General features: G+C 62.6%; 11 protein-coding genes. 4 read left to right on the forward strand and 7 right to left on the reverse strand.

Features of this window, described 5'->3' with window-relative positions:
• Positions 1 to 196 precede the first annotated feature (196 nt).
• The gene (locus ACERIT_RS13595; protein WP_373675444.1) at positions 197 to 445 is read left to right on the forward strand and encodes an ATP-binding protein; all 249 of its coding nucleotides are present in this window, start codon (positions 197 to 199) and stop codon (positions 443 to 445) included.
• Between the two features lie 84 nt (positions 446 to 529).
• A complete protein-coding gene (locus ACERIT_RS13600; RefSeq protein WP_373675404.1) occupies positions 530 to 1,081 on the forward strand; it encodes a hypothetical protein in 552 nt (183 codons plus the stop codon).
• Between the two features lie 259 nt (positions 1,082 to 1,340).
• On the opposite strand, the gene ACERIT_RS13605 is transcribed toward ACERIT_RS13600, so the two are convergent.
• From ACERIT_RS13605 to ACERIT_RS13625, 5 genes are all read right to left on the reverse strand, one after another.
• On the reverse strand, positions 1,341 to 1,862 hold the full coding sequence (locus ACERIT_RS13605) for a molybdopterin-dependent oxidoreductase (RefSeq protein WP_373675405.1): 522 nt from the start codon (positions 1,860 to 1,862) through the stop codon (positions 1,341 to 1,343).
• Between the two features lie 205 nt (positions 1,863 to 2,067).
• Complete coding sequence (locus ACERIT_RS13610; RefSeq protein ID WP_373675406.1) at positions 2,068 to 2,796, reverse strand: molecular chaperone; 729 nt, start codon at positions 2,794 to 2,796, stop codon at positions 2,068 to 2,070.
• A gap of 5 nt (positions 2,797 to 2,801) precedes the next feature.
• The gene (locus tag ACERIT_RS13615) at positions 2,802 to 6,077 is read right to left on the reverse strand and encodes a molybdopterin-dependent oxidoreductase (RefSeq protein WP_373675407.1); all 3,276 of its coding nucleotides are present in this window, start codon (positions 6,075 to 6,077) and stop codon (positions 2,802 to 2,804) included.
• Positions 6,077 to 7,345: an NrfD/PsrC family molybdoenzyme membrane anchor subunit gene (gene nrfD / locus ACERIT_RS13620; protein WP_373675408.1), complete on the reverse strand. Its 1,269-nt coding sequence runs from the start codon at positions 7,343 to 7,345 to the stop codon at positions 6,077 to 6,079. Before nrfD ends, ACERIT_RS13615 begins: the two co-directional genes overlap by 1 nt.
• Positions 7,346 to 7,349: 4 nt before the next feature.
• Complete coding sequence (locus tag ACERIT_RS13625; RefSeq protein ID WP_373675409.1) at positions 7,350 to 8,387, reverse strand: 4Fe-4S dicluster domain-containing protein; 1,038 nt, start codon at positions 8,385 to 8,387, stop codon at positions 7,350 to 7,352.
• 307 nt (positions 8,388 to 8,694) lie between these two features.
• Between ACERIT_RS13625 and ACERIT_RS13630 the strand changes: the two genes are divergently transcribed.
• Positions 8,695 to 10,533, forward strand: coding sequence for a bacterio-opsin activator domain-containing protein (locus ACERIT_RS13630; RefSeq protein WP_373675410.1), 1,839 nt, complete (start codon positions 8,695 to 8,697; stop codon positions 10,531 to 10,533).
• Positions 10,534 to 10,908: 375 nt separating this feature from the next.
• On the forward strand, positions 10,909 to 11,310 hold the full coding sequence (locus ACERIT_RS13635; RefSeq protein WP_373675411.1) for a hypothetical protein: 402 nt from the start codon (positions 10,909 to 10,911) through the stop codon (positions 11,308 to 11,310).
• 80 nt (positions 11,311 to 11,390) lie between these two features.
• Here ACERIT_RS13635 and ACERIT_RS13640 read toward each other — a convergent pair whose 3' ends face one another.
• Both ACERIT_RS13640 and ACERIT_RS13645 read right to left on the reverse strand, forming a co-directional pair.
• The gene (locus ACERIT_RS13640) at positions 11,391 to 11,555 is read right to left on the reverse strand and encodes a hypothetical protein (protein WP_373675412.1); all 165 of its coding nucleotides are present in this window, start codon (positions 11,553 to 11,555) and stop codon (positions 11,391 to 11,393) included.
• A 224-nt stretch (positions 11,556 to 11,779) separates the two neighbouring features.
• The gene (locus ACERIT_RS13645; protein WP_373675413.1) at positions 11,780 to 12,121 is read right to left on the reverse strand and encodes a hypothetical protein; all 342 of its coding nucleotides are present in this window, start codon (positions 12,119 to 12,121) and stop codon (positions 11,780 to 11,782) included.

Raw genomic sequence — 12,121 nt, forward strand, 5'->3', positions numbered from 1 at the left:
TCGAACGTACCACGGCCGATGGCACGGCCCGTATGCCTCACGTGGGACGACCACCGATGGTCGGCGTCACCACGCGCTCACCGTCCCAACGAGGAGCATACACACCCGCAAATTACCGCCGGGGACTCGGCGTAGCCGAACCCCACGGTGGAATCCTCGCGCTTTAGCGCGGGGAGGATGTCAAGAGGAGCCGGACATCGACATCGACCTGACGGCGGATATGGAGTCGGTGACGATCCGGATCGCCGACGACGGTCCCGGGATCCCGGAGCAGGATCGACGCATCCTCACCGACGATCACGACATCGACGCGCTCTATCACGGTTCGGGGATCGGGCTGTGGTACGTCTACTGGGTCGTCAAGTTATCGGGCGGCCGGCTTGATTTCGAGGAGAACGAGCCTCGCGGGAGCATCGTCGTCATCGAACTCGATCGCGGTCGCTGAGACGTCTCGAAGCGAATCGCCTGGGGGCCGACCGGGATATCCGTCACCGACATGCTAATGAGCCGCGGTGGGAAATCGAACGATATGCGTGTTCGAGACTGGCAGGACATCCTTCGGGAGGTGACCGAGGAATCGACCGATCCGGACGGCTGGCGGGCCGTCGCCGGCAGCCGCCAGGAAGGGATCGGGGAGGACCTGTTCATCGGCCATCCGAGCGTCGGCGTGTACCAGCTCAAGACGTACGCGAAGAATCCCCGCGACCTTCGTGGCGTCGGAACTCGGGTCGCCAGACGCGTCGACGACGGACTTGAACCGCTTTTCCCCTCCGAAAACGATCCGGGTCGATTCGCGGTCCGATCGTCTCCGGAGGACGAAGATCATGCAAAGGACATGGCGACACGCCTCAAGGAAACGCTAAAGGTGCACGCGGAGGCGCCGACCGACCCCGAGCACCTCTTCGAGGACGTAATGGAAGCGGTCGATTCACCTGCGTTTGGCCCGATAGACTACGAGTTTGACGGCCGACCTGGCGAACTCGAGGATCTGACCGACGAGTTCGAGGAGGCCGAACGACTCCTCTCCTCGGAACTGGACGACCTCATCGAGGAGGACGAGGTCGGTCGCGGGTTCCAGTGAGACGGATCGTCGTCTCCCACGACCCGTTCGTTTCACGGCATCGAGTTCACTGACGGCACTACCGATCGAACGGACGGCCTCTTCTCACAGTCACGTTCTGGATCGATCGCGAGACTTCGAGGAGCTTTGAAGTCGGGTCTCGGCGGCACGTGCAGCAACGATCCCTGCCAACGGACCCGCGTACCCGCCGACGTTGCCGGAGGCGCTGCTGTGCTGGCGTCGTCTCCGACGAGTACCCTGTCCCCGCCCTGCAGGCCCCTCACGGCGCTTCGCTTTCGGCGTCCGTGTCGGGCCACAGAACCTCGAACGATTCGGGATCGGCGTCAGGATCGAGCGAGATCGCCTCCATCTCGACGACCCCTGCGACCGCACGCGATCCGTCAACGTCCGGGGCGACGAACCGTGGCGAAGCCTCGTCCCGATCGGCCAGTGGAACGCCGTCCCGTCCGAAGGCGAGCAGACCGTCGAGGGCCGATCGAATCTCGACCATGACGCTGTATCCGTCCGCACCGGTCACGGACACGTGCGTCGTCTCCGGCGGTGCGTCGACGCGTAACAAAAGTGATCGAACCGGGATGCCACGCCACGTCCCGGACGTCCGTTCGCCGGAGGCACACTCGATGGCGTCTGCTCGCTCGACGTGATCGAAGGCAGCAACGTCGCGTTCGGTCAGCGCCAGTCGTCCACTGCCCACCACGGTGACGATCGTCTCCGATCGCGACGTCCCACTTGCGTCCTGGTCCGTCGATTCGTCGGCGTCGATGGGTGTATGAGGTGTCATCGGTTCGTGTCCGGGTGTCGTCGGTTCGTGTTTGAACGTCGTCGTTCCGCGGTTTGTGTTCTTCGGTCACCAACCTTCGTTCGTGGTCGTCGGTCTTTCGGCCGCGGTCGTCGGTCTTTCGTCCACGATCGTCCGTTCGGATCGGGCTGATCGTCGACTCCGTGAGGGATCGGTCACGCGATCGTGACGCGATCCGTGTTCGCGGCTAGGTGGGTGATCCGTCCCGCTCGCGTGCATCCCACGCCGTGAACGTCCGCGCAAAGCGGGCGAGCGCGGCGAAGATGCCTTCGACGGAGTCCTCATCCGCGACGGATTCGTGGAAGGCATCCAACCACCCCAGCCGCGAGAGCATTTCGCGTTGTGCGTTCCGGACGGCGGCCAACGTCTCCTCGTCGCCGTCGTCCGTCAGTATCTCCCGTTCACGGTCGGACAGCGCCCGCATGAATTCGAAGATGGCCGCGAGGTGGTCCGGAATACCGTCTCCTCGGTCCGGTTGAAATCCGGCGCTCGTATACGCATGGGCCATCTCGGCGGCGGGATCGCCGAGGAGTTCGCCCGCCTCCCCAGCGTCGTGGTACGGCGAGTCGGATTCGAACGACTCGCTCGGCTCCACCTCGTGTGCAGAGGCGAACGGCGGGACGTAATGCGGTCCCGGAACCAGGAACAGGTTATCATAGCCCACTGCGAGCGCCTCGCCGTCGAGATCGCAGTCCGAAAGCGTGTCCGCTCCGGCGTCGCCCGGCAGTGCCGCGGCGATCTCCGCGACCGTTCCGTTCTCGATCGCGGTCGCGATCGTCTCGATGTCGCCGTCGAACGTTGCCGCGAGGAGCCCGTAGACGTTGCTACGCACTCGAGCGATCGAAACCGCGTTGACGTCGTCCAGTGGATCCTCGTTCGATGGCGTCTCGCCGTTTCCGTCCGGATCGTTTGACATCGGAGTCACCGCCGTTCGACCTCCACGAAGGCATCGTACTGTGCGTTGCTTCCGCCGACCAGATCCGAGAGGCCGGTATCGCCGAGATCCTTGTCGAGGGGCTGGATGTGGTTGATCGCGAACCCGGCGTCTCGACCCTTGGCAATCCCCGCCTCCTCGGTCATCGGTTCGTCGAACCGATAGGGCGCGTGACCGTCCTCCTCGACCGGACCGCGGGTGGTGTCGTCGATCGTCTCTGCCGTCGCTCCGTCACCCGTTCGGCCCCAGCCCCACATGGCACCGACCACACCCGGCCGGATCCCCCCCGTGACCATCGCGATGCCCTCGACCGTTCGGCGGCCGGCATCGATGGTGATCTCGTCGCCGTTCTCGATATCCCGGTCCTCGGCGTCTTGAGGGTTGATCCAAAGGGGGTTCTCCGGCCGCGTCTCGCGGAGCCACGGACTGTTTTGGGTCCGGTGCATCCCCTGCGTTCGCGGCTTCCAGTTGATCAGCCGCAGCGGACGTTCCCGGCCGTCTTCGCCGCCGACTGCGGCCTGAACCGTTCCGTCGTAGTGCTCGACGTCGTCGATCCGTGGCAGTGGATCGAACCGATCGCCCGTATAGGAGTGTTTCCCTCGGGGGACCACCTCGCTGTAGAAGTTGACCCGGGAGCCGAGTTTGTATCGCATGTGCTCGCCGTCGTAGGCGTTCGTGTCCTCGAGCCGGTCGGCGTAGTCGTATTCGTGACCGTATTCCTCGAAGGCCGCCTCGTAGTCGTCGCCGGGTTCCTCGAACCGTCCGCCACGGTTGAGTACCGTGACGACTTTGGCCCACTCGTCGTCGGTCACCGCTTGCTTCCAGCGATCGAGATCGAAGGCATCGCCGAGTCCTTTCTCGTGGCTCTCGCGGAAGATTTCGCGTTCCTCTTCGGTCGCGTCGGGAACCGGATCTCGATCGTAGGCGATGTTCGCGGCGAGTTTCACGTAGAAGTCCTCGGCCTGGTGAAGCGACCACCGGTCCCCGTCATCGTCCGGGATCGCATTCTCCCCGACTCCGGGGAGGTCGAGTTCCTTCCAGAGGTCGATGAGGACGTCCTCGAACGGTCGTGCGTCGGGAACGACGTTGACGGCGGGCTGGCTGATCTTCTCGTCTGCAAGCCGCTTGTTCGGATACGTCCCGAAGTTTTCCCACCGCCCGAGGTAGGTCGGCTCGGGCAGGATGTAGTCGGCGTACTTGCTCGTCTCCCCGATCACCGTATCGGACGCGACGACGAGAGGGATGGTGTCGGGATCGCCCAGTATCGCGGGGATCTCATCACCCCCGGCGACGGCCATCACGTGGTTGTTCGAGTACGGTCGGATGAACAGCGCGTTGACGCCGTATGGGTATTCGTCCGCGGCGCTGCCGTAGAGCTCCTGGGTGGCCTGTGGCGGGGCGACCGGGAACCAGGGCCGCTTTGCGGGGTATCCGTCGTCGCGGTCGAAAAGCGAGGTGTCCTCGTAGTTCACGCCCCCACGAAGGATGGGAATACCCCACGGGGAGTGTCCCTCGGGCACCTGGCCGAGTTGGTACTGACCGGACATCGTGTCGTACCCCGCATACGGCGTTATCTGTCCGCCCTTCCAGTCGTAGTTTCCGATGAGATGCTGTAGCGTTGCGATGGCACGCGTGTTGTAGAACCCGTTCGTGTGTTTCGCCGGGCCGCGATAGGACATGATCGACGCGCGCTTGCCATGGCTCGTGAACTCGTCTGCGATCTCCGCGATCCGGTCCGTGGACACGCCCGCCATCTCCGCGTATTCCTCGATATCGTGTTCGAACACCCGGTCACGGTACTGGCTCCAGACGCTCTCGACGCGCGCGCCGTCGATCGTCATCGAGACGTCGAGTACGCCCGCTTCGACCTCGCTGGCCGGGCGGGGTTCGCCGGTCTCCGCGTCGACGACGACGAAGTCGTCCGCCGCCTCGGCGTCGTCGGGAACGAGGTCGAGATCGGATGCACGTGCCTTCGATCCGGTCTCGTCGTCGACGAGCACGAGATGTGTCGCGTCACTCCAGGTGGGCTCGTCGTCGTCGCGTGCGGCCGCCTGTGAGGTGTTTCGGAGGTACTCCAGATCGTGTCGGTCGTGTTCGATGATCCAGCGTGCCATCCCGAACGCGAGCGCGCCGTCCGCGCCGGGCTCGACCGGAACCCACGTGTCGGCCTTCTCCGCGGTCTTCGATAGGCGAGGGTCGACGACGTCCATCTGCATTCCATCCTCGATGGCATTCGTCAGCTTCGGGGCAAGCCACGTCGGTCCTTTGTTGGCCACCATCGGATTCGTCCCCCACACGAGGAGGTACTCGCAGTTCTCGATGTCGGGATACTGCCGTTTCTTTTTGGCGTCGTAGGACCGAACGTTCCCGAGGACGGCGGAGAAGCCACACGTTCCGGCGTGGTGGATGCTGTTTACCGATCCGAGTCCCTGATGCCACAGCCGGGTCCGAATGAAGTTACGCCGAAATCCGCCCACGTCGACGATCTGGTTGGCCTTCGGGCCGAGATCGGGATGATCGGTGTCGATGAGTACGTCGCCCCACCGCTCATCGAACGCTGATTTCTCCAGATCGCCCGATTGGACGGATTCCCAGTCGCTCATCACGTCCTCTTTTGGGGCATGACCCCACAGCTCCTCGAGGCCCGGATGGCCGAGTTCGTCGTCGCCGGAGACGATCTCCGCTATCGCCTGCTCCCAGGAGATCGTCTTCCACTCGCCGGATCCGCGCGCGCCGACGCGTTTCATCGGCTTGCGGACCCGATAGCTGTCGAAGGCCGTCTGGATGCCGGCCTGTCCTTTCAGACAGATCCGACCGCCGGAAAGCGACCAGCGGTCGGTCCCGACGTCGCCGCTGCCGGCCACGTCACCCATCGCGACGTCCGACGGATCGCTTCCGTACGGGACCTGTGAGAACGGCTGGGTGTTGAGGAACGAGTAGGGATTGCCCGCAAGCTTGCGGACGAGCGAGGTGTACTCGCCGGTCCCGCTATCGTCGGCGAGTCGAACCTTGATCGGACAGAACGTGTTACACTGTCCGCAGGTCGTGTGAATGACGTCGCCTGCGCCGTACTCGCCGATGTCGTCACCGACGTAGTGTTCCTCGTCGGACCACAGATCTGCAGTATCGACGTTCACCGTCGCGGAACTTGCTGCGCCGATGAGGCCGACGCTGCCGACCGCTTTCACGAGGTCACGCCGCGTGAGCGACGCACCGTCCTCGTCACCGGTACCACCGTTCGAACCGTTTCCGTTAGTAGACATTAGTGATCACCTCGATCGAGTGGCGTCAGGGGTAGCAACTCCGCGCCGATCGTGTACAACAGCAGTCCGACCGCGATCATGCCGATGCTCGTCATCCACTCCACGACCGACGGGAAATACGATCCGTGCGGAAGCCCCTCCATCACGGGCTGGATCTGCGGCGGAATGACGATGTTGAACCGAACCGCGATGATCCCGATCACGACGCTGAGGCCGGTCACGGCCATCAACCACGGGGTACGTCGCCACTCGCGCTTCGAGAGCACGACGAGCGGGAACAGCCAGCCGAAGCCGACCATGAACCACCAGAACGACCACGACATCTCGCCGAACATGATGATGCTCCACGTCTCGAGTTCGTGGGGATGCATACTGCTGATGGCGACGAGCGCCTCGATGCTGGTCAACGCCACGTCGGTGACGATGAAGACGGCAAGAAGCACGGCGAGCCGATCGAGGAGATTTCGGTCGACCGGCTCGTCATCGAACAGTCGCGTTCGAAGGACGTACAGCAGCATCACGAGCGCCGTCCCCGAAAGGACCGCCGAGACGACGAAGATGATCGGGAACAGTCCGCTGTTCCAGTACGGGCGCGCCTTCGAGACCGCAAAGAGGACCCCAGTCCCGCCGTGGACCAGGAAGATGGCGAGCGGGATGCCGAGGATACCGGTACGTTTCAACCACGTTTGATCGACCGCCCGGGATGCCTCGGTCGTCGCTCGTCGTCCCAGCGTCAGAAGTCCGCTGAGACGAGCCCGGATCCCCGTTTCGGATTCGGCGACGCGAGCCAGATCGTATCGCATAGCGAAGTACAGCTCGGTCACGAGAACGCCGATGTAGGCGACGTAGGCGTGGACCTCCCAGGAGAGCGCGGACGTGACCTGTCGCCAGATGAACGGATGGTACATTCGGTCCATCCGACCGAGGTCGGTCCAGACGAAAAGCATCGCGACGACCATGCTGATGATGGCCGCAAACAGCGCATCGCGATCGATCCGGTGCATCCCCTCGACGCCGAAGACGTTCGCGAGCGTGCTGACGAGGAACGCACCGGCCGACAGGCCGACGAAGTAGATGTAGAACGCGACCCACGCGCCCCACGGGGTCGTGCTCGTGAGGTTGGTACTCCGCATTCCCTGGCTGATCCGCAGCCACATCGCCGCCGCGCCGCCAAGCAGCAGCAGCCCAAGGAACGCGTACCAGGCTACTCGCAGTCGGTTGTCGACGAACCCGGGATCGAACTCGACGCTGGAATTATTCGATGCCATTGGTCTATTTGAGGTAGTAGACGTTCGGGTCGGTTCCCTCGCTTTCCTTGAGCTGGAACGCCCGCGTCGAGGCCGCCATCTCAGCGACCTCACTTTCGGAGTCGTCGAGATCGCCCATGTTCCGGGCGTCGCCGATACAGGTTTCGACACACGCCGGCTCCTCGCCACGTTCGAGCCGGTGGGTACAGAAGCTACATTTGCGGACGTTCCCGATCGGCGATTTGCCCTCCTCGCGTTCGCCACGATCGACGCCGTATTCGGGGCTCGTTACTTCCCCTGCCTCGTCGACCTCGTCATCGTAATTCTCGCCGAAATCGAAGTATCGTGCGCCGTACGGACACGCGATCATGCAGTAGCGACAGCCGATACAGCGATCGTAATCGATGTTGACGACCCCGTTGTCCATCTTGTAGGTCGCCGAAACCGGACAGACCTGCACACAGGGTGGCTCCTCACATTGCATGCAGGGACGGGGGACGTTCGTCCGGGAGACGTTGGGGAACTCCCCGTGTTCCTCCTCCATCACGACGTTGTAGGACACGCCGGGGGGCGTTCGGTTTTCGGCCTTGCAGGCGACCGTACAGGAGTCACACCCGACGCATTTTTGCAGATCGATCACCATTCCCCAGCGTTCGTCCCCGTCGGTGTCGGCCGCCGTCGTGTCGGCCGGAGCCTCCTGTGCTTTGAGTTCACACGCAACGGACTCCATCGATCCGACCGAACAGCCGAGCGACTCGGCGGTTTCCGAATCGATCGTCTGATCCTCGCTTTCGATGGACGGATTGGGGGTCTGCCGATATGCCTCGCCGAACTCCGCCTCGGCGGCTTCGTCGTACTTGCTCCAGTACTCGTCGGCCGACAACTCGCCACGCGAAACGCGTTTGGCATCCTCCGCCATCGCGATCCCGAGTTCCGTGTCGTGGTCGGTCTTCGACAACTCCTCGCGCGGGTCGGTCGCCTCCTCATCGACCATCGCGTCGAGTTCGCGTTTGCCGACGTCCGGGATGCTCGGCTGACGGCCGTCATCGCCGGCGCTACTCATCGCCCTCACCTCTCAACCGCGTGAACGTCGACATCCGTTCGGTGAGTTGTGTCATCACATCTGTACAGACGGTCTGCGACCCCCTGAGTGTACTACCAATACTGTTCGCCCGTTGCTCGCCCGGCGAAACATGGTATAACACCACACCCAATACTGTTTGGTCCGGAGGGTACGTCCGCGGACTGAGGCGTAGAGACGCCGCGCTCCGCCGTCTGAGGACCCGGTCATATATACGACCACGCGAACACGTTCTTGACATGACCGCGCCTGCCGATCGCCGTCGCCGTTCTCTCGGGGGTGGCTCCCCGTGAACGCCGTCATCCTCGCATCGATCGTGCTCCGGATCGTCGGCATCGGGTACTCGCTCGTGTTGTTGCAGCGAAGCAACGACCGGCGGTTCGGATTCCTGACGGTGATGTTGCTCCTCATGGCGACTCGGCAGCTGTTGACCGCCCGAAGCGCGACGGCCCCGATCGAGGAGATCCCCGCCCTGCTCGTCAGCGTTCTCGCACTTTTGACCGTCTACTACCTGTCGAGTTACGTCACAGAGGAACAGAGGATCACGGATCGTCTCCGCGGATTTCGCAAGGCGATCGATCACGCGGGACACGCGATCTTTCTGACCGATACCGACGGGACGATCGAGTACGCGAATCCGGCCGTCGAAAGTGTCGTCGGGCACGACCCCGAGGACGTCATCGGTGAGAACCCGCGGCTGTGGAAGTCCGGCGAACACAATGCGGAGTTCTATGCGGAGATGTGGGACCAGATCTCCGCGGGGGACGTTTGGGAGGGGGAGATAATCAACCGCCGCAAGTCCGGCGATCTCTGTTGGGTCGACATGACGATCGCCCCGATCACCGACGAGGACGGCACCGTCGAACGCTACGTCGCAGTCGAGCGGGACGTGACGGAACGGAAGGAACGACGACTTCGAATCGAAACCCAAAACGAACGGCTCGAACGGCTGAACAACACGAACGAGGTTCTGCGTGACATCAATCGGGACCTCATTGCGGCCTCCTCGCGGACCGACATCGCGCAGTCGGTTTGTGACCGGTTCGCCCATTCAAAACTGTTCGACGTCGCGTGGATCGGAACGCCTCGCCTCGTCGACGAGCACGTTGCAGTGGGAACCTGTGCCGGGATCGAGAAACCGGAGATCGAGGAGCGTATGACGGCCTCCCGGAACTATCGATCGGTCGCCGACGACGTTCTCGAGTCGGGAGCGCCATCCTTCATCGACGAGAACGCCTCGCCGGTTTCGACTCCGTCCGATGCCGCAGGCGTGGTAGTTCCGCTGTCGTATCACGAGGCGAACTACGGGGTGTTGTTCGTCGAGGCGGCGACCGAGAACGCCTTCGAGGCCATCGATCGGGAACTGTTCGCCGAACTCGGACTCACCATCGCGGACGCGATCAACGCCGCCGAAAGCAGACGGACGCTCGCGTCCGATGCGGTGACCGAACTGGAGTTCCGGGTCGACGGCGCGAACGATCCCTTCGTCGCCCTCTCCGGGGCGCTCGGGTGTACCGTCGACCTCGAGCGGCTCGCCGATGGAGACGGGTCGGATTGTGACGCGTACGTTTCGGTTTCGGGCTGTGACTCCTCGCGCGTTCTGGAGTACGTCGAGGAGACGGACCACTTTCAGGTCGCACAGTTGCTTTGTTCCTACGATGACCGGTGTCTGTTTCGGCTCAACACGGACGACTCGTCGGTCGTCACGACGCTTGCGAGATACGGCGCGGCCGTGACGTCCCTTTCGGTCACCGACGGTTGCGGACGGCTCGTCGCGGATATTTCCCGCTCGAACGACGTCCGATCCGTCGTCGAGGCTGTCCAATCCGTCCATCCGGAACTCGATCTCGTCGCCCAGCGTGAACGCGAACGGGATGCCGACTTCGAGACCGCATTCCGGTCGTCGTTCGAGGAGTCACTGACCGACAGGCAACTGGAGGCGGCACGGACGGCCTACTTTGCCGGGTTCTTCGAATGGCCTCGCGAGACCAGCGGAGAGGGGGTCGCATCGATGATGGACATCAGTCAGTCGACCTTTACGCAGCATCTCCGATCGGCCGAACGCAAACTGTTCGAGGCGGTATTCGAAACGCGAACGAACGCCGTCGCTTCCCCCGCCAACGCGTAGCGAAGCCGGTCGGTTACATGGTCCGGCTACTCCATCGTCGGTTCCGTTTATCGAGTTCCGTGCGTCTCTCACGCGGGAGAACAGTACTGACGAACGGATCCTCACTGTCGGAACGGTACTGACGAATGGATTCTCACTGTCGCTGCGGGGGGACTACTGTGTATCGAGCGGTCTCGATCGAAACACGTCTTCGCAGATGAACGATCCTCGCCAGGTCCAGTCTTCTCACCTGATCGCCGTCGTGATCGGGAGAGACCGCCCTCGGCGAGGACGAAACCGCGGCGATCGGAAGCATCGACCCGGAGGACGAAATCGCGCACGGAGGAACCCGATCCAGGCCAACAGTTAATGCAGGTGTAGGCCGCTATATGATGTATGCGAATGGAAATCCGCTTGTGCAAGCAGTGTTATGAAGGGACCCACGACAACCCGGAGAAGACTGCCATCACGCGCGATATGGTGTCGTATGCGGAGACGATACGGGAATACAAAGACCTCATCGGCCTTGATCAACTCTACATCACTCGTGTTTCGGAGGGAGAACCGGGTGGTGGAGAATCCCTTCCCGCAGTCGCCGCCAGCATTGAGAACGACCGCATCGTCCTCACGGATACGCAATTGACGATGGAAGATGACGACGGAAATATGCTTGTCTATTCGGAACCCGAAGACATTCTGGAGATCCTCTCGCGAAATCTGGATCAGATAAACGAACGCACCCGTCAAGACGTCAGCGTGGAAGTAAGCGAGGAATCAGCGAGTATCCTCGGGATCTGAGCAGTAGCGTCTCGCGAGGTCCGATGTCGATACCACGGCAGTCCGGACAGCCCTCGGCGAACGGAGATCGCGCACTCCCGTTACTCGTCGTCTTCGTCGTCTTCCTCGTCCCTAATCTTTGTCTCATCAGGGTCGACGTCTCCGGTATGCACCTCGTTGGGGAACACTCCGTGATCGGAGACGGAATGGCCCTTGTATTCGTGGTCTGCACCTTTCGGCCGCCATCCACTATCCTTGTGAGACATACTCGTGCATTGTACGAGTGGTGACAAAAAGATTGTGTAGGCCCCCATCGTCGCGTTGGCAACCGGTCGTGGCAGCGATCGCACGACTGCGTGCGGCCGGGCGAATACGGACGTGCAAGCGCGATGAAGTCGCTGTTCGGCGCCCTCGTACTGCCGAACGGACCGCTCTGGCGATCATCGGAACTCCCGCGGTCTCGAAACACGCATGCGTCCGTCCGATAGTATCAGTCCTTCGGCGGCGCGTTCGGCGGCCGAACCGCGTCCTCTAGATCGAAGGCCCCGGCATAGAGGTCGACGTGCAGTTTCAGTATGGTCGCCGGTGAAAGCCCCGTGTCGTCGGCCTGTTCATCGAGGTATCCTGTGAGTTCCTCGCTTGGTACGTACGACACCGTTTTACCGTCGAGTTCGAACTCCACGTCGGTGGCATCGGCCGTGAGGTGTTCGATTTCGAGAAGCGCTTGCTCAACTTTGGTTTCGATAGCGTCTTCGACGTCGGTCATTCGCGCGTCGGCCCACTCCGCCGCCGCCGACTCGAATCGATCGCTGACTTCGAATGAGAGTTCCAT

Source organism: Halopenitus sp. H-Gu1, from assembly GCF_041821145.1.
GTDB lineage: Archaea > Halobacteriota > Halobacteria > Halobacteriales > Haloferacaceae > Halopenitus.